Origin of the sequence: Amycolatopsis sp. lyj-108 (genome assembly GCF_046549005.1) — a bacterium.
Classification (GTDB): domain Bacteria; phylum Actinomycetota; class Actinomycetes; order Mycobacteriales; family Pseudonocardiaceae; genus Amycolatopsis.
In genome coordinates this window covers 667,806-691,743 of the sequence record NZ_JAJPWQ010000001.1, presented here as the reverse complement: position 1 = coordinate 691,743, position 23,938 = coordinate 667,806, and the positions used below count along the sequence as shown (strand labels likewise).

Genomic DNA, 23,938 nt, shown 5'->3' with positions numbered 1-23,938 from the left:
GGCGGCTCGCGGTGGAGAAGTGGGCGGAGCAGGTCGGCAGGATCCGGGTCATCGGAACCGGGGTGATGGGCCGGGGCATCGTCCAGCTCGCCGTGACGGCGGGGCTCGAGGTCGAGCTCGCCGACGCCCGGCCCGACGCCGTCGGCGAGGCCATCGATCACGTCGGCGCGATGCTCGGCAAGCTCGCCTCGAAAGGCAAGATCACCGAAGAAGCCGCCACGGCCGCGAAGGGCAGGCTGATCGCGGCCGAAGACCCGCTGGCCCCCGCCGACGGTGTCGACCTCGTCATCGAAGCGGTCCGCGAGGACCTGGAGATCAAACGCGCGCTGTTCGCCGAACTGGAGCGGGTCTGCGGCCCGGACACCGTGTTCGCCACCAACACCAGCTCGCTTTCGGTCACCGAGATCGGTGCCGCGCTGACCGATCCGGGCCGCCTGCTCGGCCTGCACTTCTTCAACCCGGTCCCGCTGATGCGGCTGGTCGAGGTCGTGCCCGGCGCGCGGACCGCCGGGTGGCTGCCGCCCGCCGTGACCGAACTCGTCCGCGGCTGGGGACACGAACCCGTCCTCGCGCGCGACGCGCCGGGCTTCCTGGTCAACCACGCCGGACGCGGGCTGGGCACCGAGGCACTGCAGATCCTCGCCGAGGGGATCGCGACCCCGGCCGAGGTGGACCGCGTCGCGCGTGACGTGCTCGGCTTGAAACTCGGCCCGTTCGAACTGCTGGACCTCACCGGCCTCGACGTCTCGCACGCCGTGCTCGAAAGCATCTGGAGCGGCTTCCACGGCGAACCGCGGCTGCGGCCGTCGTGGCTGACGCGTCCCCGCGTCGCCGCCGGGCTGTTCGGACGCAAGAACGGCGAGGGCTTCCACAGCTACGTCGACGGGCAACAGCAGGTCGAGCCGGAGCCCGCCGCGCCGGAAGCCCCCACCACTCCGGTGTGGGTCGACGACGAACGGCTCGGCACGCTGCTCTCGGCGGCGGGAATCCAGGTCGTGCACTCCGCCTACCCGGACACGGTCCTGATCGTCAGCCCGATCGGCTCGTCCACTGTGGACACCGCACTGGCCGCGGGCCTTCCGGCGGAACGGGTCGTCGGCGTCGACCCGCTCGGCGGCTACGGGAAACGCCTGACGCTTTCGGTCCACCCCGCGCTCGACCCTGCCGCCGGCCGCACCGCCTGGGGCGCGCTCGCCGCGACCGGACTGCCGGTGACCGTGGTCCGCGACGGCCCCGCGCCGATCGCGCAGCGGCTGCTGGCGTCGATCGTCAACACCGCCTGCTTCATCGCCGGACAGCGGCTCGCCACACCGGAGGACATCGACACCGCCGTCCGGCTCGGCCTCGGCTACCCGAGCGGCCCGCTGACCTGGGGCGACGAAGCGGGCGCGGTCCTCCTGCTGCGGGTCCTGCGCGGACTCGTCGCGAGCACCGGCGACCAGCGCTACCGGCCGAGCCCCTGGCTGACCGAACGCGTCGCGCTCGGCCTGCCGCTCACCTCGACGGGCACCGTCCCCGCCGACCTCCTGCGCTGAGACCCGCTGACGCGTGAAGGCCCCCTTCCCTCGGCTGAGCCGAGGGAAGGGGGCCTTCACGCGTGATCAGTGCCTACCAGGGACGGTCGGTCACCGAACCGTTGGAGGCGTTCCAGAACACGTAGCCGCCCTGGAAGTTGTTCTGCCTTCCGCCGGTGACGACGAGTTCGTCGCTGGTCGGGTAACGCAGGTAAGAACGTTCCCAGCCGAGCGCCGCCCAGCGTTTGCGGATCTCGCCCCACACGCCGTGCGCGTCGGTCGCCATCGACCAGTAGATGGAACCGGCCTTGGTGAAGTGGGTGTACCGGCCGACGCCGTCCGGGGTCGCCGCCTCGTCCGTGGTGGGGTATCCCATGGGCCCGGATTCCCAGCCGAGCGCCGCCCAGCGGACGCGGATCCGGCCGTGGATCGCCCTCGCGTCCGTCTGGACGGTGTAGTAGATCGAACCGGCCTTGCTGAAGTGGTTGTAGCGGCCGAGTCCGTCCGGAGTGCCCGCCTCGTCGGTGCTCGGGTAACCCAGCGGTCCCCGCTCCCAGTCGAGCGACGCCCACTTCTGCCGGATCCTGCCGTAGATCGGGTGGGCCCCGGTGTTCACGGTGTAGTAGATCGACGACTGCAGAACGCCGGGCCAGACCGGGAAGTGGTTGTACCGGGCGACACCGTCCGGAGTGGCCTGTTCGTCGGTGGCGGGCGGGCCGAACTTCACATGCCCACCGGCGGCGAGGTACTTCTTGAGGATCTCGCCTTCGATCTGCTTGACGCCCGTCTCCTTCGACCAGTACAGCCGCCCGCGCTCGTAGGTGCGGAAGCGGACCGTGCCGTCGACGGCTTCGGGTGCGGTCGGCGCGCCCAGTCGTTGCGCCAGCGCGGGTTCGTCGCGGTAGCGCTTGTCGATCGGCGTGATGTAGTTCGCCGTGATCGTCTGGTCGACGGTGCCCATGGTGATGTTCGTCAGCCGCCCGGTGGCCCCGTTGGACCAGCCGGTGAAGGTCGACGAACCGTCGGAAGCGACCTCGGCCGCCTGGATCTCGACGGTCGCGCCTTCGACCACCATCGCCGAGGTGGCGCCGCCTTCCGGCGTGATGCCGAGCGCCGCGGCGACGTTGCTGGTCAGGGTCAGCCGGTGCTCGCGCGGCTTCGCGACGTAGGTCTTCGAGACCGTGACGCCGGCGCTGTCGGTCGCCGTCGCGGTGAACTCCAGGTTGGAGTCCGTGTGATCGGTGAACGGCATGGTGAACTCGGGGCCGGTGCCGCCGCGGTCGGGATGCGCGTGGCAGACCGCGTTCTCCGGGCAGTGCCGGACCAGCGTGGTCCAGGTGACCGGGAGGGCGCCGTCTTCGGTGTCGGTGATGGTCGCGCCGACCTTGACCTCCTCGCCGACCGCGAACAGGCGGTCACCGGGGTCGGTCATGACGAGCTTCGGCGAGTGGTTTCCGGGCGCCACGGCGATGTCCGTGCTCCCGGAGGCCTGCAGGCCGTCCTTCACCGTCAGTTTCGCGGTGAACTTCTCGGTCCCGGCCGCGTAGGTGTGGCTGACCTTCGCGCCGGTACCGGTCGTGCCGTCACCGAAGTCCCACTGGTAGGTCAGCGGGTCGTTGTCGAAGTCGTAGGAACCGCTGCCGTCGAAGGAGACCGTGCGGGTTTCGGGGTTCGTCTCCGAAGTGGCCACCGCGACGGGCGCCTTGTTCCCGGTGGTGTAGCTCAGCCGTCGCAGCAGGCCGGTGTAGATGTCGGCGTACACGATGTCGCCGTTGGCGGCGGCCAGGAACTTGACCGGACCACCGATACCGGTGAACTTCGGCGGCGTCTCCTGCGGGCGGACGACGCGGCCCTGCGTGTCGTACTTGGCCGTCCAGAGCTTCTGGGTGGCGTAGTCACCGAAGAAGTACGCGCCCCGGTATTCCTCCGGGTACGACTCTCCATTGTAGACAATGCCGGCGGTGATGCTGTTGCCGTTGTCGACGCCCTGCCCGTGGCGGATCGCCAGCATCGGCGGGGTGTTCACGGCCGAGGCGCACTGCGGCATCGCGGAGAAACCGTCGGAGGGCTGGTTGCCCTCGAAACACGGCCAGCCGTGGTTCGCGCCCTTCTGGACGAAGTTGATCTCTTCCCAGGTGCCCCAGCCGACGTCGCCGACCACCGGCAGGCCGGTGCTGGCGTCGAGGCTGAACCGGAACGGGCTGCGGAAGCCGCTCGCGAACACCTTGGAGCGCAGCGAGGTCGGGTTCGCCGCGGTGTAGTAGGGGTTGTCCGGCACGCCTGCGCCGTCCGAGGTGATGTGGAAGATCTTGCCGAAGATCTTGTCGAGGTCGTACACGTTGAGCGCGAACGGGTCGGCCGCGCCCTGGAAGCGGGAGCTGTCGCCGGTCGAGACCCACACCGTGCCGTCGGGGGCGGCCACGACACCGGTGATGCCGTGGATGTCGGTGTTGGCGGCGCCCTCGATGAGCACCTTCTCCCCGGTCAGCCCGGTCGGCCGGTCGGTGCCGGAGACGGTCCAGCGCGAGGCGCGCAGGGCGATCCCGCCGCCGGCGACGTCGACCGCGCGGGCCGTGTAGATCGCGCGGGAGGTGGCGTAGTCGGGTGCGATCGCGATGCCGACCAGCCCGAGGTCGCCGGTGCTGCGAACGGGCAGGGTCGCGATGCTCTGCGTCTGTCCGGTGGTGGACACCCAGGCGACGTTGCCCTGCTTTCCGGTGGTCAGCATCGAGCCGTCGGGCAGGTAGGCGAAGTCGGTCAGGTCGTATGGAGCCTGCCCGCTCTGCTGGTCACGCAGGACGAAGCCGGGCGGCATAACGGGTGCGGCGGACGCGGAGGTCGACGTCAGCGGCACCAGCAAGGTCACTATCAGCAACGTCACGACGGCGTGACAGAGCGCGCGGAATTTCGAAGGCATGCAAGGGCCCCTTCCCCAGTCGAACGTCTCATCGACGGGGCCCAGGTGGGCATTTCACACTTTCGAGTGCCTTTATCGAATTGTGATCACCACCTTCGATCGATCACCTGCCCTGTGCTCCGGTTCCACGTGACGTAGCCGCCTTGGAAGCTGTTCTGCCGTCCGATGGGGATGCCGAACTCGTCCGTCGCCGGGTAGCGCAGGTACGACCGCTCCCAGCCGAGCGCGGCCCAGCGCTGCCGGATCGCCCCGTAGATCGCGTGCGCGTCGGTGGCCATCGTCCAGTAGACCGAGCCCGCCTTCGTGAAGTGGTTGTACCGGCCGACGCCGTCGGGGGTCGGGAGCTCGTCCGTCGCCGGGTAGCCGAGCGGTCCCCTCTCCCAGCCGAGCGCGGCCCATTTGACCCGGATCCGCCCGTACACCGGATGCGCGCCGGCCGACGGCGTCCAGTAGATCGAGGACTGCGCCGTGCCCGGCCAGTTCGGGAAGTGGTTGTACCGGCCGACGCCGTCCGGAGTGCCGGTCTCGTCCGTCGCGGGCGGACCGAACTTCCGGTGCCCGCCGAGCGCGAGGTACTTCTTGAGGATCTCGCCTTCGATCTGCTTCACGCCGGTCTCAGCGCTCCAGTAGAGCCTGCCGCCCGCGTACGCCCGGTAGCGCACGGTCCCGTCGGTGGTCTCGGGCCCGGTCGGCGCGCCGAGCCGTTGCCGCAGCGCGGGTTCCGCCTGGTAGCGCTTGTCGATCGGGGTGAGGTAGTTCGCGGTCATGGTCAGGTCGTGCGCCGGAACGGTGACGGTCACCGTGCGCGACGTCCTCCCGTCGGACCAGTTCACGAACGTCGATACGCCGTCCGCGGCGATCTCCTCCGCCACCACCTCGAACGTCGATCCCTCGGTCACCATCGCCGTGCTGACCCCGCCCTCGGCCGGGATGCTCAACGCCGCGGGAACACTGCCGGTCAGCGTCAGCCGATGCTCACGCGGCAGGGCGACGTAGGTCCTGCTCGCCGCCACCCCGGCACTGTCGGTCACCGTCGCGGTGATCTCGACGCGGGAGTCCTGGTGATCGGTGAAGGGCACGGTGAAATCCGGTCCGCCGCCCGGTGAACCGGGATGCGCGTGACAGGTCGCCTCCTCCGGGCAGTGCCGGATCAGCGTGGTCCAGGCGACCGGCAGCGCGCCGTCCTCGGCGTCGGTCGCCGTCACCCCGACGACGACCGGTTCCCCGACCGCGAAGGTCCGCGCGCCGGGATCCGTCATCACCGGATCCGGCGAATGGTTTCCCGGCACCACGACGACATCGGTGCCGCCGGAGCCGCCGAGCCGGTCGGTGACGGTGAGCCGCGCGCTCGCGCTCGTCATTCCGGCACCGTAGGCGTGGGTCACCCGGACCCCGGTCTGGCTCGTACCGTCGCCGAAATCCCAGTGGTAGGTCAGCGGGTCGCCGTCGAAGTCGTAGGACCCGGCGCCGTCGAAGGTCACCGTCCTCGTCGACGGCTCGGTGCTCGACGCCGCCACCGCGACCGGTTCCGCGTTCGTCCCCGGATAGCTGAGCCGCCGCAGGTTCCCGGTGTGGATGTCGGCGTACACGATGTCGCCGTTGGCCGCGGCCGCGAACTTGACCGGACCGCCGACACCGGTGAACTTCGGCGGCCGTTGCGGTGCCTGGACGAGCCTGCCCTGGCTGTCGTACGTCATCGTCCAGATCTTCTGCGTGACGTAGTCGCCGAAGAAGAAGGCGCCGCGGTATTCGTCCGGATAGGACGATCCACTGTAGACGATCCCGGCGGTGACACTGTTCCCTTCGTCGGCCCCGGAACCGTGGTGGTACGCGGTGATCGGCGGCGTGTTGACCACACCCGCGCAACCGGCGAGGCCGGCGTACCCGGGCGTCGGCGAATTCCCTTCCCAGCAAGGCCAGCCGTGGTTCGCACCCGGCCGCACGACGTCGACCTCTTCCCAGGTGTTCCAGCCGACATCGCCCACGACCGGCAGGCCGAGCCGCGGGTCGAGGGAGAAGCGGAACGGGCTGCGGTAACCGCTGGAGAACACCTTGGAGCGATTCGAATTCGGCGCCGCGGCGGAGTAATAGGGGTTGCCGGGCACGCCGGCGCCATCCGGTGTGACGTGCAGGATCTTGCCGTACAGCTGATCGAGGTCGAGTGCGCGCAACGCGCCCGGATCCATCCTGGTGAAGTCGGCGGCGTCACCGATGGAGATCCACAACGTCCCGTCCGATGCGGCGACGAGCCCCGAGACTCCGTGGACGTTGTGGAACCCGGGAAGGTCGACGAGCACTCGTTCGTTCGCGAGGCCGGTGGGGATGTCCGCGCCGGTCACCGTCCAGCGCGCCACCCGCATGGTGAACGCGCCGCCGCCCGTGTCGAACGACCACGCGAGGTAGATCCGGCGCGAGGTGGCGAAATCCGGGGCGACGGCGAGACCGACGAGGCCGAGATCCCCGTTGTCGTGGACGGGAAGGGTCGCGACCGTCCGCGCCGGGCCGGTCACGGGCATCCAGGCGACCTTGCCGCTCTTGCCGATGCTGAGCACCGAACCGTCCGGCAGATAAGCGAAATCGGTCAGGTCGAACGCGGCCTGTCCACTCGGCTGATCACGCAACACGAAGCCGGACGGCAGGGTGGGCGCCGCGCTCGCTTCCGGAGCGCCCACCCACCCCGGGAGAAGCAGGATGGCAACCGACAAGGCCACGAGTATGCGAGTGAGTGCCCGGCTCGGCTTCATCGGCGCTTCCCCATTTCCGGCGTGTCATGGCACGTCGCCGGGAAAGGCCGGGTCATTGCGGAATCCGTGCCGAAGCAACCGAACCGCAATGATCCACACGAGAACGCTGCCTCACCGTGGTCGTGAGTGGCGATTCGGGTTACCGGGCCGAAAGTGTCGTATCGGGTGGAGAGGCCGGGGCCGGGTTTCGGGACACGCCCCACCCAAGTACATGAAGGCCCCCTTCCTGTACCTAGGCGCAAGGAAGGGGGCCTTCATGTACTTGGGCGCGGAGCCGCTCGTCAGGCCACGACCTGCACCATGTCGCCGTTCTGCAAAGTCGTGAAGTACTTCTGCGAGGCCGCCGCGGACAGGTGGATGCAGCCGTGCGAGTACACCGAGAGGCTGCCGGTGTGGAACGCGATGCCCGGCAGGAAGAACACCGAGTTCGGCATCGGCGCGTCGAACTGCTTCGAGTGGTAGTTCTTGACCTTGGCCGAAACGTGGAAGACCCCGGTCGGCGTGGCGTGGCCCTTCTTGCCGGGCAGCTGCTTGACGGGGCCGTAGATGACCTTGCCGTCCTGCAGCAGCCACGTCTTCAACGCGGAAAGGTCGACGCAGGCGCTCACGCCCGGCGAGGCCAGCGCGGCCTTGCAGGGGACGGCGGCGGCGTTGGCGGCGGGCTTGGCCGCCGGTTTCGGCGTGGGCTTCGGCGTCGGCTTGGGCTTCGAGGACGTCGGCTTCGGCTTGGAGCTGGAGCTACTGGGCGTAGGCGTCGGCGTCGGCGAAGACGTGGCAGGCGCCGACGTGGTCGTGGTCCCGCCCACCGGGCCGCCCTGCGCGACGGCGCCGCCACCGGGCGCGCTGCCGCCGGCGTTGCCGGAACACGCGGTCAGCACCAGCGCCGTGGCCAGTGCGCTCACCCCCACCAGGAACTTCTTCACGACCCGTACCCCCGTTTGCCCGTAGTCCTGCTGACATGGGTAAAGACGGAGGTCACCCGTCCGGGGTTGTTGATCGGAAGGTCACGATCGCGTCTCAGGGCACGCGGCCGACGACCCGCGCGTACATCCGGCCCGGATTGGCGCCTTCGTCCAGATATCCGGGCAGCGGCGGCAGGTCCCGTGCGAACACGGCCAGCCGCCCGAACAGTTCGTCCGCGTCGGACGGACGCCGTTCCGGGTCCTTCTCCAGGAGATCCGCGAGCAGCACCCGCAGTCCATCCGGGACACCGTCCACTTCGGCCGGGCTCTCCTTGACCTGCTTCTCGAAGACCGCGTACGCCGTCGGGCCGGTGAAGAGCTGCCTGCCGGTCAGCATTTCGTGCAGGACGCAGCCCAGCGCGTACAGATCGCTGCGCGGCCCGGCGATCCCGCGCTGGATCTGCTCGGGCGCCATGTACGCGGGGGTTCCCAGGATCTGCCCGGCACGGGTGAACTGGGCGACGTCGGTCTCGCGCAGCATCGCGAGCCCGAAGTCGAGCACCTTCACGCTGCCGTCGGGACACAACATCAGGTTGGTGGGCTTGAGATCGCGGTGGCAGATGGAAAGCGCGTGCGCGGCGGACAACACGGCACAGGCCTGCGCCGCGATCGCGGCCGCCCACGGCACCGGCAGCGGCCCGTGTTCGGCGGCGAGATCGGCGACGGTCACACCCTCGATGAACTGCATGACCTGGTACAGCCGCTCGTCGTAGGTGCCGAAGTCGTACAGCGTCGGCGCGCCCGCGTGTTCCAGGGTCGCGAGGATCCGCGCCTCGCGGATGAACCGCTGCTCGAGTTCGGCGTCCGGACCGCCGGGGAGCCCGAGGAACTTCACCGCCACGCGGCGGCCGAGATGCCGGTCGTGGCCCGCGTAGACCGCGCCCATCCCACCCCGGCCGAGCGGCAGCTCGTCGAGTTCGTAGCGATCGGCGATCAGCAACCTCGTCCCCCCCACCGCCACCCTCAACGGAGAAGCTCCGCTTCCAACACCTATCCATTCTCCGGCTCGAGCTGTCCTTCGGTGAGCCCGGCCAAGCCTAGCCGCACCAGCTCCAGGCCCGATTCCGCCGCCTCGCGCAGGGCGGCCTCGAAGGCGGCGAGCCGGGTGAACGCCGCCCCGTAGGACCGCTGTGTCTCGATGGGCAGGCGCGGGATCCGGGTGCGCTTGAGGTCGATCCTGGTCGACGAGGTCGGTGCGACCTGCCCTGCCGCGCGCAGGCAGCCTGCGAGGAACGCGGCGTCCAGCCGTTCGGGATCGGTGCGGTACTTGGACATCGTCGGATCCGCTGGGACCATCTCTCCACTGTGGACATACGCTGGTACGGCGGGTGACGCGACGACATCGCCCTCTTCCACCGATTCCGGCACGATGAGCACGCCGGACTTCAGCAGCTCGCCGATCGTGGTGAACGCCGGCTTCTCGTCGGAAACCGCCAGCGACGGCAGTTCCGGCCGGATCCCGTCGAACCGCCTCCGGACTTCCAGGAACGCCTCACCCGCGTGTTCGTCCCGTGCCTGATGCCGTGCCGGGGAAAGGTCGATCTCCTCGTCGAGCAGGTCGATGATCCGGACCGCGCCCGGCACCTCGGCGCCGCGCAGATGGTCCCGCCACTGTTCCTCCACAGTGGACGGATCGGCCGACAGGAGCAGCCGGGACGGCGGCCGCTCCCCGGGTTCCGGGCGCCGCAACAGCCAGAGATCCGCTCCGGCGACGGTCACCACCGCCCGCAAAGCCCCGGCTCGCAACAGGTTCCCGCGGATCCGCCGTCCGGTACGGCGTCCGGCGGCGGCGGGCGGCATGCGGATCGCGACCAGCCCGCCGGGCTTCACATGCGCGAGACAGTGCTGGACCCACGCCAGTTCCGGTTCGCCTCGCGGCGGCTGGCCGTACTTCCACCGCGGGTCGCCGACGAGGTCGTCGTAGCCCCATTCGCGTTCGTTGAACGGCGGATCGCAGACGACGGCGTCCGCGAGAACCCCTTCGTAGGAGTCCATCGACAGCGCGTCCGCGCCGTACATCTCCATGTCGGCCCCCGCGAGCAGCAGCCGATGCGCGGCGATGCACGAGGTCGCCGGATCGTCGACCTGGCCGAGCAGCCGGGTCCCGCCGGAGGCGAGCAGCAGGGTCCCGAGCCCGCACGCGGGGTCGAGCACGACGCCGGGTTCGGGACCGATGAGGCCGGCCATCAGCGCGGCCACCGGCTCGGGGGTGACGGACAGCCGGCGGGAGTGCGCCTCGACGTAGCGCTCGCACAGGAACTCGAAGGCCTCCCGCGCGCCCTGCTCGTCGGCGAAGCGATCCACCAGTTCGAACAGCTCGACATCGTCGTAACGGGGCGAGAAGGTCCATTCGCGGACACCGCGCCGCGACAGGTAGGCGCCCACCCTGCCGACCCGGTCGCCGAGTGCCAGGTCGTCGCCGAGGTTCCGCAGCCGCTGCCAGATCCGGTCCCCGAGCGAGATCTCGACCGGTTTGCCGCGCTCACGCAGCCAGTGTTCGACGTGGACAAGGGAAAAGAGGGGGCTCGACGCCGTCCCGCCGACGGGCGGCGGAAAATCTCCGTAACGTCGACGCCAGTTGCTCACCGCGGCGCGGCCGACGCCGGCGATCCGCGCGATGTCCGCCGCGCTGACGGTGGCTTGCTCCTCCATCGGCGCATCGTAACCGACAGCTGAGCATTCCAGCCCTTTGTTTGTGAACTCAGTACACAGCTGCTTTACTGGGGTCCATGAGGTACACCCTTCGGTACGCGGCCGGCTCGGACGTCGGGCGACGCCGCCAGGTCAACCAGGACTCGGTCTACGCCAGCGCCAGGATGCTGGCCGTCGCCGACGGTATCGGCGGCCAGCCGCACGGCGAGGTGGCCAGTGCCGAGGCGGTCGGCGTCCTGTCCCGGCTCGACGCGGACCTCCACGGTTTCGACCTCGCGGAAGTCGACCTGGCCGAGGTGCTCTCCGGCGGCCTGCGCACCATCGACGACCGGCTCGCCGCGACGGCCGAGCAGGAGCCCGAGACGCGGGGCATGGGCACCACCCTGACGGCGTTGCTGTTCGACGGCTCGCACTTCACGGCCGCCCACATCGGCGACTCCAAGGGATATCTCCTCCGCGAAGGAACGCTTCAGCGCTTCACGCGCGATCACACCCTCGCGCAGGCGCTCGCGGACGACGGCCGCATCGACCCGTCGGAGGTCGAAGGGCACCCTCGCGGCTCGCTGTTGATGAAGGCGCTCCTGAGCACCGGAAGCGGCGAAGCGGACATCTGGGCCTTCGACGCCGCCCCCGGAGACCGTCTCCTGCTGTGCTCGGACGGGTTAACGGCAACGGTTGTCGAAACCGTTATCAAGGACGTCCTCGGCGCCTTCCAAGATCCCGCCGAGACCGTCCCGAGGCTGATCGACCTGGCCAACGAAGGCGGCGGACCGGACAACATCACCTGCGTCGTCGCCGACGTTCTCGCCCCCGCGCCCGCCTGAGCCCGAGAAGCCGCGAACGCAGGTCAGACCCGCCTTCGCGGGGCCGAAAGGGCATCCGGTAAAGTTCCCCACGGAGGATTGGCCGAGCGGCCTAAGGCGCACGCTTGGAAAGCGTGTTGGGTTCACGCCCTCGCAGGTTCGAATCCTGTATCCTCCGCCGTCAGCAAGGCCCCGGACGTTCCGACGTCCGGGGCCTTGTTGATTAGTTAGCAGGACCTTCACTTAACAGAGTCAGTTGATCACGCTAAGTTTATTGGTGGTCGTTCCAGCCCCCGACGTCCCAAGGAGTCCGCCAAAATGGCCGGAGTCGAAGAGATCCGCGCTGGTATCGCGCTCGCGAACGAGAAGGCATCCGCGAGCATCGCCGCACTTCAGCAGGCAGCGCAGTCTCTCGAAGAAGCACAGCTTTCGCTTTCCCAGGCCACCCAGGGCAGCACCCAGCACGAGGTGAGCCAGGCGCACGGGCTACTCGCCGAGGCCCTGCAGGGCATCACCGGTATGCAGAGCACCATCCAGGCGGGCATTTCGTCGGCCGAGTCCTACTCGACCCGCCTCTAGCGCATGTACCTCGAAGAACTGCACCAGCTGCTGACGGCCGTCCAATCCGGCCTCGCCGACGGACGTGCCCATGCCGAGCGGGCCAGAAGCCTGCTCGAAGAATCCAGGCGCGCTCTTGTGGAACCACAGGCCCAAGCCGTTCCATGGGTGCCGTCGCAGCTGGCGCAGGCCGACGAGGGGATCGAAAACCTCCTGACGCGCCTTTCCGCCGCTGACGACCTGGTCAGCGGTTACCAATCACGCCTCTGAGATCGGCGAGCCGGTATGGGCAGCAAAGCGAGTGAACAGCGCAATCGCGTCGTTACGGCGCTGGAGCGGGTCCGGCACCAGATCGGGCTCGTCCTCGGCGCCGCCGCCGGCGCCCGCCAGTCCGCCGAAGCGGAACTGGCCAAACTCCAACTGGAACAGCACATAGTCCGGGTGGGGATGAACAACTCCACCTCGGAGCAGTACACCGAATGGTCGCGGCACCCCGCCGCGAACGAGGTGTTCGGCCTGCTCGGCACTGTGCGAGGCCAGTTCTACGCGGACTGGGAAGCGGGCCCGAACGAGCTGCGCGAACTCGTCGCGAACAACGCGCCGGGCCCCGCGAGCCGGGAGCCGGGCAACTGGCTCGGCCGCGTCGGCGGGAATCCCGGCATCACCGCGCCGGGGCTGTGGCGCATCGGTTCGGCGACCGTGCCGGGCCGGGATGTCCCGCGCACGTTCGACGTCGCGCTGCCGCTGCTCGACGAGTCGCATCTGTCCATCACGTCGGCACCGAAGACCCGGGCCGCGGTGGACGGCATCGTGCAGAACCTGCTGATGCGGATCCTGAGCACGTTCGAACCCGGCGCGGTGCGCGTCCACCTGTGGGACGTCGGCCAGCTGACCGCGATCCTGCCCGACCTGTATCCGCTGAGCCGCACGAGCGCGCTCACCCTGTACGACCCCGGACGGCTCGAAGACCTCCTCGACGAGCTGGCCGGGCACATCCGCCGCATCCACGCGACCGGGATGCAGGCGGGGCACACGTCGCTGCGGGAGATCCGGCGGGCGAGCGGCCAGCGCGTCGAACCGTTCCGCGTCGCGGTGCTCTACGGCAACGGCGAGACCCTCGAACCGGAGCGTGCCCGCGAACTGAAACGTGTCGCCACCGGGGCGCTCGCGGCCGGGATCTGCCTGATCCTGATCGACGTGCCGACCATGCTGTCGACGTCGGTCGAATCGCTGAGCCTGCACGACGACCGGCACGCGACGAGCAGCATGACCGGCCCCGACCTGATCGTCGACCTCGACCCGCCGATGCCGTCCGGGCAGGTCATCCGGGCCGCCGGGCGGATCGCCGAGGCGCTGATCGCCAAACAGGGCGGGCCGCGCGCGTTCGCCGACCTGCTGCCCACCGAACTGGGCAAGGAGAGTTCGGCGCGGGAACTCCGGGCGCCCGTCGGGTTCTTCGAGGGCGAGCCGGTGGAGGTCGTCATCGGTGACGCCAGCCCGCACGTGCTCATCGGCGGGCCGAGCGGTTCGGGGAAGACGAACTTCCTGTACTCGCTGCTCGGCAGCCTCGCGGCGCGGTACTCGCCGGACGAACTCGCGCTGTACCTGCTGGACTTCAAGGAAGGCGTGTCGTTCGCGGGGCTCGCGCCGGGGCGGCGGGACGCCAGCTGGCTGCCGCACGCCAAACTCATCGGGGTCAACGTCAACACCGACCGCGAGTTCGGCCTGGCGCTGCTGCGGTTCCTCGCCGACGAGCTGCGCCGCCGGTCCGCCGCGGCGAAACTGCACGAGGTCACCAACCTCGCGGACCTGCGCGAACAGGACCCCGGCGGGCACTGGCCGCGGATCGTCGCCGTCATCGACGAATTCCAGTACCTGTTCGCCGGTCGCGACGGCGTGACGGCGACCGCGACCCAGCTGCTGGAGGACATCGCGCGGCGAGGCCGGTCCCAGGGCATCCACCTGGTGCTGGCGAGCCAGGACGTCGCCGGGATCGAGGCCTTCTGGGGCAAACCGGCGGTGTTCGAGCAGTGCACGCTGCGGATCGCGATGCCGAAGGCGCGGCGCGTGCTGTCCGAGACCAACAACGCGGCGGTCTCGGCGCCGAAGTGGCATGCGGTGATCAACCACGATTCCGGTGTGGCACACGGGAATCAGCTCGCCCACGTGCCGGACGCGAGCAGCAAGGACGTCTTCAACAAGCTGCAGCAACGGCTTTGGGAACAGTACTCGGAGTCGTTCAAGCGGCCGCGACTGTTCGACGGCGCGCATTCCCCGGTGCTGGAACAGTTCCCGGCGTTCACCGAGCTGAAACCGACGGACAAACCGCGTGCGCTGCTCGGCCAGTCCATCGACGTCGACGAGGCCGCTTGCGGGGTGGACCTGCCGAAAGCACCGGGCCGGAACGTCGCCGTCCTCGGCGCGGCCACGGCGGAGGCACTGTCCATCATGGACTCCGCCGCTCGATCGCTGGCCCGCCAGTACCGTTACGAGTCGGTGGAGTTCGTGCTCTCGTGTCCCATCGAAGCCTCCGTCCCCGCGGTGGCCGAGCTGGCCGAGCGACTGCGCGCGGAGGGACACAAGGCGACCCTGGTCGACGATTTGCCCGCCCGGGTAATCGATATCGCGGATAATCTGTCCTCTTTGGACAAAGCACAGGTGCTGCTGCTGTACGGCGTCGACGCCTCGATCCCCGCGCTGGAGGCGAAGGCGCCCGGTCAGCTCAAGAGCGGTTTGGATCAGCTGCGGGTGCTGCTGAAGCAGGGTCCGACACACGGCGTCCACACCATCGGCTGGTGGCGCAGCGTCGCCCGGCTGAAGGACACCCTCGGTTTCGCCGGCACCGACGACATCGGCACCTGGGCGGCATTGGACGTCCAGGGCAACGATCTGTCGCCGTTCGCCGCGGGACAGGTCGTGCACTGGTCGCCGCGGGCGGGCCGGGCGCTGTTCTTCGACCGCACCACCCACGGCGCCCCTGAGGTGATCATCCCGTTCCAGCGTCCGGAAGGGCTTCTCGATGGATGACGGCATCACCGCGGCCATGCGGTACAAGGAGATCGTCGGCCGCGCGCGCACCTCGGCGGATAACCTCCGCAACTGGGAGATCGGGCGCGCGGACGAACTGGAGGCCCGGCTCGCCGAGGCGCACCAGGCCGTCGCGGACGCCGCCGAACGCGAGCAGCGCGCCGTCGACCGGTGCACCCGCTGGTGGAGAATGGCGCAGCACAACGTCGAAGGCCTCTCGTGGCTGCCCGACGACGAGGACCCGAGGCCGGTCCCGAACGCGCGGCCCAGCTACCTGGAGAAGTACCTGGAAGAGGTCAAGCCGAGCTACCAGGAACTCGTGCAGGCCGTACTTTCCCTGGGCTGGCGCGCGAAACGCTCCTGACCACGCAATCAGTCACCTACTTGCGAGATACACCGACGCAAGTAGGTGACTGATTGCGGGCGGATCAGGGCTTCGGCAGGTAAGGACCGAAGACGCGCTCCAGGTAGTCCGCCAGGTCGTGGAACGCGTCCAGGACCGGGTTGCCGGCGCTCGGCCGGAATCGCAGCACCTGCGGGTCGTGGTCGCTGGCCTGCTTCGCGAACTCCGCGTTCAGGTGGACGACGTCGTAGTCGAGCCCGCGCGGCGCCTTCGACGCCAGGATGTGGTCCAGCACCTGCGACTGGCCCTCGAAAACGTAGCTGTACCGCTCGTTCTCGGGCAGCGAAGCGATGAGATCCTTCAGCGCGCCACCGGCGGTCAGCGTCTGCACCGCGGGCGAGAACGGGTAGTCGTTGATGTCACCGGCGACCACGATGTTCGCGTTCTTGTCCGACGCGAGCAGCTTGTCGACGAAACCGCGGAGCACGGTCGCCTGCTTGACGCGCTGCACCTCGGAACTCCGGACCGGCGGCTGGTTGCGGCCGTGCGTCGGCTGGTCGCCGCCCTTGGAGTTGAAGTGGTTCGCGATGACGAACACGGTCCGGCCCTGGAAGACGAACTCGCCGACGAGCGGCTTGCGGCTGGCCTCCCACGCTTCGTTGGCGGGGTCGACGCGGCCGGGCGAGACGGTCAGGTGGGTCTTGCCGCGTTCCTTGACCACGTCGACCGGGGTGGTCGCGTCGCCGCCCTTGCGGTCCACAAAGGACACGCGGGCCGGGTTGAACAGGAAGCCGACGCGGATGTTGCCACCCGGCTGGCCGCCGTCCTTGCCGTTCACCGGGTCGATCTGGCGCCATTCGTAGCGCGGTCCACCGGCGGCGACGATCGCGTCGACGAACTTCTGCAACGTCTGATCGGCGGCGACGGTGCCGTCGTTCGCCGGGCCGTTGTTGTCCTGGATCTCTTCCAGGTTCAGGATGTCCGGCTTCGCCAGGTTGGTGGCGATCGCCTTGGCCAGCTCGCCGAACTTCTCCGCACCGTCCAAAGCGGACAGGTTCTCGACGTTGTAGGTGGCCACCGAAAGCTCACCGCCACGCTGCGCGCGGGTGCTCTCGCGTTGCAACCCGTTGTCCTTGGCGGCACCGACCTTCGTCGCGAACAGCGTGTAGCCGCCGAAGTTGCTGTACTCGACCGGGCCGGAGGTCTCACCGGTGAGCACGTCGCCGGTGTTGACCTTCGGGAACGGCTGCTGGGCGAACGGGATCAGCGAAGCGACCTTGAGCACGCCGGTGTTGAGCCGGTCGTAGTCCAGGTACACCGCGCCACCGCGGACGCTCGGGTTCTGCTTCGGTTTGGTGGTCACGTAAAGCTCGTTGAACGACGACGTCGGGCCGACGACGCGCGCGTCGGAGACGCTGACGATCTCGCTCTCGTGCGTCTCCCAGAAGTCCAGCGAGTACGTCGCCGGCTCCAGCGGCAACGGTTCGATGCTTCCGCCGGGCGCGGGGGCGACGGTGTCCGGGACCGTGTCCGGCGTGACGACGGTCGCCGCGGGCAACGCGTTTCCGCTCGAATCGACCGTCCACTGTGCACTCGTCAGTTCGGTGAGCGACTGGTACGGCGAGGTCGCGGGCGCGTCCGGGTAGAACTCGCGGACGGTGCCGGTGGCGGTCACCGCGTCGCCGACGGTCACGGCGGGGGTGGTCGAGCCGGTGAAGACGAACAGGCCCTCGCTGGTGCGCGGGTCGGCGTCGGGAGCGGTGTCGGTGAGCCAGAACCCGCGGGCCGAACCGAAGCTCCGGATCGCGGTGACCACACCGGTGACCCCGGCGACCTTGCGGTCCTTGAACGGCGAGATCCGGGTGGTGCCCTGGATCTCGTGGATCTTGGCGGTCACCGGCGGCGGGCCGGTCTCGCCCGGCGTCTCGCCCTTGCCGTTCGTCGGGGTGGGCGCCCCGGAGGTGAAGTCCGCGGCGTTGTCGTCGGTGTCCGCGAGCGTCGTCCCCCTGGCGACGGACGCGGTGTTGGACGGCGCGGGCGCCGCGGCGCCCTCACGGATGGTGGCTGTCGAGCCGAAACCGACCAGGTCCTTGATCCTGGTGTCGGCCGCGCAATCGGCGGCCGTCTTGCAGGTCAGCGCCGTGGTGCCCTGGACGAGCGCGATGGTGCCGGCGCTCGCGGACAGGGCCAGCGAACCGGTGGCGTCCGGCGTCGGCAGCGCGACGGTGCCGCCCGCGCCCTTCGCCTGCGCCACGAGGTACCGCGCGCCCGGCGCGACACCGCCGGTCAGCGGCGTGACCTGCCAGCTGCTCCCCGACGCTGGCGCGTACTGGACGCTGAAGCCGTCGAGGCTCACGGCGGCCGCGCCGCGGTTGGCGAGTTCGACGAAGTCGTTGGTCAGCGTGGCGCCCGAGTTGCCGCCACCGCCGTAGACCTCGGCGATCACGGCGTCGGCGCTGGGCGCGGCGAGCGCGGCCGGAGCGGATACACCGCTCACGACCAGCCCGGAGGCGACGGCCACGGTCAGGGCCCTTCTCCGGGCGGCACGTCGGGATATGGTCACTCTGAGTCCCCATTTCGCAAGATCGGTCGAGGAATACTCCCCCGGACAAGTGAAATGAGGAAGACGGCAAGACAACGATTCGTCACCGCTGGTCCGTTCGGACCCACACTTTCGTAGTTCCCAGTGCTGGTTTCGCGTGAGATGATCGGCTTCCGCCGCCTGTCACACCAGGAGGCGTCCTCATGCGCAGACTGCTTTGCGTGCTCATCGCGGCAGGTCTCGTGACCCCGGTCCCCCAGGCGGCCGCCAAACCACCGGAGAAGACCTCGTTCGAGGTGATGACCCCGGCGAGCACGGTCGCGTCCCGCACCGACCGGCGGCCGAACGCGGGCGGGATCTTCGACCCGGTCGCGCGCAAGACGTTCATCTCGTGGTCCGGCAAGGCCGCGGACACCTACGTCCAGGCCTACGACCACCGGACCGGCGCCTGGACCGCGCCGAAGAAGATCGCCGACGGCGAATCCGATCCGCACAACTACCCGACGATGCTGCTGGCGGGCGACGGGCACCTGCTGATCTTCCGCGGCATGCACAACACGAGGACGGTGATCAGCCGCGCGCCGCGTGCCCATTCCCTCGAGGGCACCTGGACGGACACCGAGGTCCCCGAGGGTGACGCGGCGAGCTACCCGATGCCGGTCAAGACCACCGACGGCACGCTGTTCCTGTTCTATCGCGAGACGGCCAATCAGGTCACGCCGGGCGCGAACACGGACTTCCGCCCGATGAAGTACCTCGTCTCCCGCGACAACGGGCGGACGTGGAAGAACTCCGTTCAGCTGACCGGAAAGCAGTGGGCGTTCGGCTCGCTGGGCAGGGCCGACCACATGGACGAGGTCTATGTCGGGCAGCTGCGGTACCTGCCGTCCGCCGGGCGGATCCAGTTCGTCTACACCCTCGCGGGCGGCGGGCCGGCACAGCACAAGCACGACGTCTACCACCGCAACGTCTACTACCTGTCGTTCGACGTCCGCACCCTGCGGTTCTTCTCCGCGGCGGGCCGCGACCTCGGCACGCAGGTCGACGACGCCGAGCAGGAGCGGTACCTCAAGGTCGCGGAAACCCCGCTCGAACTCCCCGGCGGGCTCAAGTCGCCGGATTACATCCTTCAGGTCGGCACCCAACGCGACGGCAAACCGTTCGTCACGTGGTTCCAGTTCGACGCCGCGGGTTCGCCGCGCGATTTCGCGGGTGCGTGGAACGGCCGGAACTGGGAAGTGCGCGAAGTCGCGAACGGACTCCGTTTGCGCGAGATCGAACAGCTCAATGGCGGCACTTGGCGCGTTTACGCCACCCGCGACGGACAACCGAACATCGAAACGTTCCTACTGGAGAACGGCCGCGTCTGGACGCCGGAAACCGTGATCACCACACCGAAACCGGTCCAGCGCGTGGAAATGATCACCGGTTTCCGCGACCCCGCGCGCATTCTGGCGACCGGCGCGTCCAGTGCGCGTGACGTCTCCGTGGCCGACGGTGACGTTTATGTCGCGGGAACCCCGCACAAATAGCCCATTGGGGTTTCCCTGCCTTAAATGAACCTCAAGTCCGGGTACATCCGGCCATTTCCGGCGCTACCTTGGATCACGTGAGCGAGGACACATTCTCCCGCTCACGGGACCCGAGGGGGTGTCGGATGGGATTGCTCATCGCAGGCATGGTCGTCGGATCGCTGCTGGCCTTCGCCTTGATCGTCGATCTTCGCGACCTGAAGCGCGGCGGCTCGCGCGAAATCCGCCGGAACGCTCACCGGGGAGGGTGAGCAGGGGGAACTGGGGGCGCACCGCCGGTGCACGGGACCCGTCGGGGGAGGACGGAGCCCGTACACCGGCGGTGTGTCATTTCGGCCTCTTTGAGGGGACCCAGAGGGTTATTGAACGTGTCGTGGCGTGGGGCCGGTGTCCGCTTCTGCGTACGCGTTCTCCTGGCAGTGAGGGCCTCCTTGCCTACTCTGACGGTAGTGGGACGAGTGTGACCTCAGCGGCTGGTCGTGAAGTAAGGCGTGACTCGCGTCGGCTCTAGCCGTCCTTGCCGCTCGCGAGTTCCTGCCTGCTCTTGTACTTCCCGATGAGCGACTTCGCCCCGGCGACCGCCGCCTTGCCCGCGCCCTTCGCGCTGGCGGCCAGGAAGGTCGTCCAGTCGAAGTAGTCGCGCCACAGCACGATCCGGCCGTCGCGCACCTCGAACGTGCCGCATACCCAGAACTCGGCCTCCCACGAACCGCGGCGCAGGACGTCGGTGCGCTCGGTGAGCACGATCGGGCCGTCGGCGGCGATGTGGTGGGTGCGCGCCTCGAACCCGCTGCCGTAGCGGGCCATGGTGCGCAACTGCTTCTCCACCGCCGAAAGGCCACGCGCAGGCGGCAGCGGGACGTTCTGATAGACGATGTCGATCGCGACGAAGCCCAGCGCGCGATCGATGTCGAGCTCTTCGAGGGCCTGAAGGAAACCGGTCACCACGGTCTTCGGATCCGTCATGCCTGCCAAGGCTAATCCGATTTTGAACCACCGGAAGGTCACAGCCGTATCACAGGAGGAGAGGGGCCGGTTTCCCCTGACTACGGAGGTATCGATGCGACGGCGACTGCCGATGGCACTGTTCGGGCTGGTCGTGTGGGTGCTCGCGGGCTGCTCGACGGCCACGGGCGCGGCACCGGCGACGCCGGGCGCCAACCAGGCCGACATCACCTTCTCTCAGCAGATGGTGCCGCATCACCAGCAGTCGATCCAGGTCGCGAACCTGGCCGCGGAACGGTCCGCGTCCGAGTACGTGAAGGCCACCGCGGCCAAGATCGTCAAGGCCGAGTCGGCCGAGGTCCAGACGATGACGGGCTGGCTGCAATCGTGGAACGCGGCCGTGCTGCCCGCGGCTGGCCACGCCGGGCACACGATGCCGGGGATGATCACCGCCGGGCAGGTCGCCTCACTGCAGAACCTGACCGGCGCCGAGTTCGACAAGACGTGGCTCCCGCTGATGGCCGAACACCTGCGCAACGGCGTCGAGATGGCCAAAACCGTGCTGTCGTCGGGACAGCACGCCGAGACCAAGGCGCTCGCCAAGGAGATCGTCGAGAACCAGACGGCGGCGATCGACGAGATCACCGCGCAGCTTTCTTGACCCCCTGAAGGCCCCGGAAGCCCCTCCGGTATTGTTCTCGGCGGTGGCGTGTCCGAGCGGCCGAAGGAGCACGACTCGAAATCGTGTGACGGTTAATACCCGTCCGTGGGTTCAAATCCCACCGCCACCGCAGCGAAGAGCCGGTCTCCACGGAGACCGGCTCTTCTGCGTCCGGACTACTTGTTGAACTTGTCCTTGAGGTCCTGCACGCCACCCTCGGCGCGGTCGCGCAGGTCGTGGCCGGTCTCCTTGACCTGGCCTTCGGTCTGGTCGGCCCGGCCCGAGTTCGCGAGGTCCTGGTTGCCGGTCTTCTCGCCGAGCTTCTCCTTGGCGGCGCCGATGGCCTGCTCGGCCTTGTCCTTCGCCTTGTCGAAAACGCTCATGGCGGGTGTTCCTCCTTCGACTGCGGCCGCCGTTTGCGGCCGCCTGCCCCAGGGTTACCCGGGTCGCCGGATCCGACACATCCGTCACCCGGTGCGGTTACCCCGTTGCCCGTGGAAGAAGTCTTCGAGCAGGGCCGCGCATTCGGCCTCCAGGACGCCGCCGACGACTTCCGCGCGGTGGCTGAGCCGACGGTCGCGGACGACGTCCCACAGCGACCCCACGGCCCCGGTCTTGGGCTCCCATGCGCCGAAGACGACCTTCGCGACCCGGGCCATCACGAGGGCGCCGGCGCACATCGTGCACGGCTCCAGTGTCACGGCGAGCGTGCAGCCTTCGAGCCGCCAGCCGTCGCCGTAGAGCTTGGACGCGGCCCGCAGCGCGAGGATCTCCGCGTGCGCCGTCGGGTCGCCGAGTTCCTCGCGGGCGTTGCGCGCCGAGGCGAGCGGTGTCCCGTCCGGGGAGAGGACGACGGCGCCGATCGGCACGTCGTCGCCCGCACCTCGCGCCGCGCCGATCGCCGCCCGGACGGCGGCGATGTCGGCGGCGGAGGCGGCGGGGCTCAGATCTCGTCCAGGATCTTGGTGAACTCGGGGGCGAATCCGCACCGCTGCGCGACCATCTGGAGTTGTTCGTCCGGATAGAGGTCGACCTCGCCGACGATCACCTGGAGTTCGGCCCCCGGCAGTCCGAGATCGGACAGGATCTCCAGATCGCCTTCCGGCCAGACCGCGTCGTCGTCCTCGTCCGGCGGGTCGACTCTCAGCACGTCGAGGACGTCGGCGGCGATGTCGTAGTCGAGCGCCGCGGCGGCGTCGGACAGCAGCAGCGACGGCCCTCTCGGACTCGGCCGGACGATCACGAAGAACTCGTCGTCGACCGCGAGCAGCCCGAAGGCGGCCCCGGTCGAACGCAGTTTTCCGAGCTCAGTGATCGCAGCGTCGAGTTCGGCCAGGGCCCCGGGATCAAGGGAGCTGCACCGCCATCGACCGTCCTCCCGCACCACGGCCACCGCGAACCCCGTGATCGGCTCTTGCACCGCCATGCGCACACCGTATTCCGCCCGCTTTCGGAACGCACGCACGGTGCGCCCGAAGCGCCGCATGCGCCACTATCGAGACATGACCGGACCGACCGACCTGCCCACCCTCCCCGATGCGCGCTTCGCCGGATTACTGGAGGAAGCCCGCGCGCTCCAAACGAAAACCGTAGAGCTCCGCCGGGAGATCCACCGGAATCCGGAGATCGGCCTCCACTTGCCGAAAACCCAGGCCTCGATCAAGGCCGCCCTCGAAGGCCTCCCGCTGGAGATCACCGAGGGCAAATCCACCACCTCGCTGACCGCCGTCCTCCGCGGCGGGAAGCCGGGTCCGGCGATCCTGCTCCGCGGCGACATGGACGCGTTGCCGCTGCAGGAGGACACCGGCGTCGACTTCACCTCCGAGGAAGACGGCGCGATGCACGCCTGCGGGCACGACACCCACGTCGCGATGCTGGCGTCGGCCGCGCGGCTGCTCAGCGAGCACGTCGACGAGCTGGCCGGGTCGGTGGTGTTCATGTTCCAGCCCGGCGAGGAAGGCGAGCACGGCGCGCGCCACATGATCCACGAAGGCGTGCTCGAAGCCGCTGGCGAACGCGTCGAGAAGGCGTTCGGCCTGCACATCTTCACCTCGGCCGCGTCCGGGGTCGTGCAGACGCGGCCCGGCCCGATCATGGCGTCGGCGAACAGCTTCCACGTGAAGGTCACCGGCAGGGGCGGGCACGGCTCGGCGCCGCATCAGGCGATCGACCCGGTGCCCGCCGCGGCCGCGATGGTGAGCGCGCTGCAGACGATGGTGACCCGCAAGGTGAGCGTGTTCGAGCCCGCGGTGGTCTCGGTCACCCGTATCGAGACCGGGACGACGACGAACATCATCCCGGAGACGGCGTTCCTGGAGGGCACGATCCGCACGCTGTCCGACCGGACGCAGGCGTACGTGCGCGAGGAACTGCCGAAGGTCTGTGAAGCGGTCGGCGCCGCGCACGGCGTCCGGGTGAGTGCCGAAGTCGTCGCCGGCTACCCGGTCACGGTGAACGATCCGCTGGTCGCGGAGCGCGTGCTGGAGCTGGCGGCCGAGGTGCTCGGGGCCGACAACACCGAGGTCATGGAGAACCCGGTGATGGGCGCGGAGGACTTCTCCTACGTCCTGCAGCGGGTTCCGGGCGCGTTCGCGTTCCTCGGCGCCCGCCCGGCGGGCGTCGACCCGGACGAGGCGGAGGCGAACCACTCGAACCGCGTGGTCTTCGACGAGGACGCGATGGCCAACGGCGTCGCGATGTACGCCGCCTTCGCGCTGGACGCGCTTCGGTAGCCTTTA

General features: G+C 69.1%; 20 protein-coding genes and 2 tRNA genes. 12 read left to right on the top strand and 10 right to left on the bottom strand.

From position 1 onward, the window contains the following. Nucleotides 1-11: 11 nt before the first annotated feature. A complete protein-coding gene (locus ACLJO0_RS03390) occupies nt 12-1,535 on the top strand; it encodes a 3-hydroxyacyl-CoA dehydrogenase (protein WP_410576498.1) in 1,524 nt (507 codons plus the stop codon). A 73-nt stretch (nt 1,536-1,608) separates the two neighbouring features. Here ACLJO0_RS03390 and ACLJO0_RS03385 read toward each other — a convergent pair whose 3' ends face one another. The 5 genes from ACLJO0_RS03385 to ACLJO0_RS03365 all read right to left on the bottom strand — a co-directional run bounded on the left by ACLJO0_RS03385 (nt 1,609) and on the right by ACLJO0_RS03365 (nt 10,789). Continuing rightward, nucleotides 1,609-4,431 (bottom strand): PQQ-dependent sugar dehydrogenase, encoded by a 2,823-nt coding sequence (locus ACLJO0_RS03385; protein ID WP_410576497.1) that lies wholly within the window; start codon nt 4,429-4,431, stop codon nt 1,609-1,611. An 86-nt stretch (nt 4,432-4,517) separates the two neighbouring features. Next, nucleotides 4,518-7,175: a PQQ-dependent sugar dehydrogenase gene (locus ACLJO0_RS03380; RefSeq protein ID WP_410576496.1), complete on the bottom strand. Its 2,658-nt coding sequence runs from the start codon at nt 7,173-7,175 to the stop codon at nt 4,518-4,520. Nucleotides 7,176-7,456: 281 nt separating this feature from the next. Further along, the gene (locus ACLJO0_RS03375) at nt 7,457-8,098 is read right to left on the bottom strand and encodes a L,D-transpeptidase (protein WP_125791053.1); all 642 of its coding nucleotides are present in this window, start codon (nt 8,096-8,098) and stop codon (nt 7,457-7,459) included. 94 nt (nt 8,099-8,192) lie between these two features. Further along, a complete protein-coding gene (locus ACLJO0_RS03370; RefSeq protein ID WP_125784936.1) occupies nt 8,193-9,077 on the bottom strand; it encodes a serine/threonine-protein kinase in 885 nt (294 codons plus the stop codon). A 50-nt stretch (nt 9,078-9,127) separates the two neighbouring features. Continuing rightward, a complete protein-coding gene (locus tag ACLJO0_RS03365; RefSeq protein ID WP_410576495.1) occupies nt 9,128-10,789 on the bottom strand; it encodes an N-6 DNA methylase in 1,662 nt (553 codons plus the stop codon). A 77-nt stretch (nt 10,790-10,866) separates the two neighbouring features. On the opposite strand from ACLJO0_RS03365, the gene ACLJO0_RS03360 reads away from it, so the two are divergent. From ACLJO0_RS03360 to ACLJO0_RS03335, 6 genes are all read left to right on the top strand, one after another. Next, nucleotides 10,867-11,613, top strand: coding sequence for a PP2C family protein-serine/threonine phosphatase (locus tag ACLJO0_RS03360; protein ID WP_410576494.1), 747 nt, complete (start codon nt 10,867-10,869; stop codon nt 11,611-11,613). 72 nt (nt 11,614-11,685) lie between these two features. Next, nucleotides 11,686-11,770, top strand: a tRNA-Ser gene (locus ACLJO0_RS03355). A gap of 140 nt (nt 11,771-11,910) precedes the next feature. Further along, entirely contained in the window at nt 11,911-12,171 is a 261-nt protein-coding gene (locus ACLJO0_RS03350) for a hypothetical protein (RefSeq protein WP_005167132.1), read from the top strand. Between the two features lie 3 nt (nt 12,172-12,174). Continuing rightward, a complete protein-coding gene (locus ACLJO0_RS03345; RefSeq protein WP_396554045.1) occupies nt 12,175-12,420 on the top strand; it encodes a hypothetical protein in 246 nt (81 codons plus the stop codon). Nucleotides 12,421-12,435: 15 nt separating this feature from the next. Next, nucleotides 12,436-15,177 (top strand): FtsK/SpoIIIE domain-containing protein, encoded by a 2,742-nt coding sequence (locus tag ACLJO0_RS03340; RefSeq protein WP_410576493.1) that lies wholly within the window; start codon nt 12,436-12,438, stop codon nt 15,175-15,177. Further along, nucleotides 15,170-15,541 (top strand): hypothetical protein, encoded by a 372-nt coding sequence (locus ACLJO0_RS03335; protein WP_410576492.1) that lies wholly within the window; start codon nt 15,170-15,172, stop codon nt 15,539-15,541. Before ACLJO0_RS03340 ends, ACLJO0_RS03335 begins: the two co-directional genes overlap by 8 nt. 64 nt (nt 15,542-15,605) lie before the next feature. Here ACLJO0_RS03335 and ACLJO0_RS03330 read toward each other — a convergent pair whose 3' ends face one another. Beyond that, nucleotides 15,606-18,083 carry an endonuclease/exonuclease/phosphatase family protein gene (locus ACLJO0_RS03330; RefSeq protein ID WP_410576491.1) on the bottom strand — a complete coding sequence of 826 codons (2,478 nt, stop codon included), beginning with the start codon at nt 18,081-18,083 and terminating at the stop codon, nt 15,606-15,608. A gap of 182 nt (nt 18,084-18,265) precedes the next feature. On the opposite strand from ACLJO0_RS03330, the gene ACLJO0_RS03325 reads away from it, so the two are divergent. Next, entirely contained in the window at nt 18,266-19,594 is a 1,329-nt protein-coding gene (locus tag ACLJO0_RS03325) for a BNR-4 repeat-containing protein (RefSeq protein ID WP_410576490.1), read from the top strand. Between the two features lie 125 nt (nt 19,595-19,719). Then, nucleotides 19,720-19,845 carry a hypothetical protein gene (locus ACLJO0_RS03320; RefSeq protein WP_410576489.1) on the top strand — a complete coding sequence of 42 codons (126 nt, stop codon included), beginning with the start codon at nt 19,720-19,722 and terminating at the stop codon, nt 19,843-19,845. A gap of 256 nt (nt 19,846-20,101) precedes the next feature. Here ACLJO0_RS03320 and ACLJO0_RS03315 read toward each other — a convergent pair whose 3' ends face one another. Continuing rightward, nucleotides 20,102-20,560, bottom strand: a complete 459-nt coding sequence (locus ACLJO0_RS03315; RefSeq protein ID WP_410576488.1) for a limonene-1,2-epoxide hydrolase family protein — start codon at nt 20,558-20,560, stop codon at nt 20,102-20,104. 94 nt (nt 20,561-20,654) lie between these two features. On the opposite strand from ACLJO0_RS03315, the gene ACLJO0_RS03310 reads away from it, so the two are divergent. Both ACLJO0_RS03310 and ACLJO0_RS03305 read left to right on the top strand, forming a co-directional pair. After that, complete coding sequence (locus tag ACLJO0_RS03310) at nt 20,655-21,200, top strand: DUF305 domain-containing protein (RefSeq protein WP_410576487.1); 546 nt, start codon at nt 20,655-20,657, stop codon at nt 21,198-21,200. A 42-nt stretch (nt 21,201-21,242) separates the two neighbouring features. After that, a tRNA-Ser gene (locus tag ACLJO0_RS03305) sits at nt 21,243-21,330 on the top strand. Nucleotides 21,331-21,376: 46 nt separating this feature from the next. On the opposite strand, the gene ACLJO0_RS03300 is transcribed toward ACLJO0_RS03305, so the two are convergent. The 3 genes from ACLJO0_RS03300 to ACLJO0_RS03290 form a co-directional block, all read right to left on the bottom strand. Further along, nucleotides 21,377-21,583 (bottom strand): CsbD family protein, encoded by a 207-nt coding sequence (locus ACLJO0_RS03300; RefSeq protein WP_093938135.1) that lies wholly within the window; start codon nt 21,581-21,583, stop codon nt 21,377-21,379. 84 nt (nt 21,584-21,667) lie between these two features. Continuing rightward, nucleotides 21,668-22,120 carry a nucleoside deaminase gene (locus ACLJO0_RS03295; RefSeq protein ID WP_396554762.1) on the bottom strand — a complete coding sequence of 151 codons (453 nt, stop codon included), beginning with the start codon at nt 22,118-22,120 and terminating at the stop codon, nt 21,668-21,670. Nucleotides 22,121-22,143: 23 nt separating this feature from the next. Then, nucleotides 22,144-22,626, bottom strand: coding sequence for a tRNA adenosine deaminase-associated protein (locus ACLJO0_RS03290; RefSeq protein ID WP_199746177.1), 483 nt, complete (start codon nt 22,624-22,626; stop codon nt 22,144-22,146). 76 nt (nt 22,627-22,702) lie between these two features. On the opposite strand from ACLJO0_RS03290, the gene ACLJO0_RS03285 reads away from it, so the two are divergent. Beyond that, on the top strand, nt 22,703-23,932 hold the full coding sequence (locus tag ACLJO0_RS03285) for a M20 metallopeptidase family protein (protein ID WP_410576486.1): 1,230 nt from the start codon (nt 22,703-22,705) through the stop codon (nt 23,930-23,932). Nucleotides 23,933-23,938 lie beyond the last annotated feature (6 nt).

Excerpts from the sequence above, each read along its gene's own strand:
- ACLJO0_RS03340 (WP_410576493.1), top strand. The coding sequence starts at position 12,436 with ATGGGCAGCAAAGCGAGTGAACAGCGCAATCGCGTCGTTACGGCGCTG.
- ACLJO0_RS03300 (WP_093938135.1), bottom strand. The coding sequence starts at position 21,583 with ATGAGCGTTTTCGACAAGGCGAAGGACAAGGCCGAGCAGGCCATCGGC.
- ACLJO0_RS03325 (WP_410576490.1), top strand. The coding sequence starts at position 18,266 with ATGCGCAGACTGCTTTGCGTGCTCATCGCGGCAGGTCTCGTGACCCCG.
- ACLJO0_RS03385 (WP_410576497.1), bottom strand. The coding sequence starts at position 4,431 with ATGCCTTCGAAATTCCGCGCGCTCTGTCACGCCGTCGTGACGTTGCTG.
- ACLJO0_RS03365 (WP_410576495.1), bottom strand. The coding sequence starts at position 10,789 with ATGGAGGAGCAAGCCACCGTCAGCGCGGCGGACATCGCGCGGATCGCC.
- ACLJO0_RS03360 (WP_410576494.1), top strand. The coding sequence starts at position 10,867 with ATGAGGTACACCCTTCGGTACGCGGCCGGCTCGGACGTCGGGCGACGC.
- ACLJO0_RS03335 (WP_410576492.1), top strand. The coding sequence starts at position 15,170 with ATGGATGACGGCATCACCGCGGCCATGCGGTACAAGGAGATCGTCGGC.
- ACLJO0_RS03380 (WP_410576496.1), bottom strand. The coding sequence starts at position 7,175 with ATGAAGCCGAGCCGGGCACTCACTCGCATACTCGTGGCCTTGTCGGTT.
- ACLJO0_RS03290 (WP_199746177.1), bottom strand. The coding sequence starts at position 22,626 with ATGGCGGTGCAAGAGCCGATCACGGGGTTCGCGGTGGCCGTGGTGCGG.
- ACLJO0_RS03345 (WP_396554045.1), top strand. The coding sequence starts at position 12,175 with ATGTACCTCGAAGAACTGCACCAGCTGCTGACGGCCGTCCAATCCGGC.
- ACLJO0_RS03285 (WP_410576486.1), top strand. The coding sequence starts at position 22,703 with ATGACCGGACCGACCGACCTGCCCACCCTCCCCGATGCGCGCTTCGCC.
- ACLJO0_RS03320 (WP_410576489.1), top strand. The coding sequence starts at position 19,720 with ATGGGATTGCTCATCGCAGGCATGGTCGTCGGATCGCTGCTGGCCTTC.
- ACLJO0_RS03350 (WP_005167132.1), top strand. The coding sequence starts at position 11,911 with ATGGCCGGAGTCGAAGAGATCCGCGCTGGTATCGCGCTCGCGAACGAG.
- ACLJO0_RS03310 (WP_410576487.1), top strand. The coding sequence starts at position 20,655 with ATGCGACGGCGACTGCCGATGGCACTGTTCGGGCTGGTCGTGTGGGTG.
- ACLJO0_RS03315 (WP_410576488.1), bottom strand. The coding sequence starts at position 20,560 with ATGACGGATCCGAAGACCGTGGTGACCGGTTTCCTTCAGGCCCTCGAA.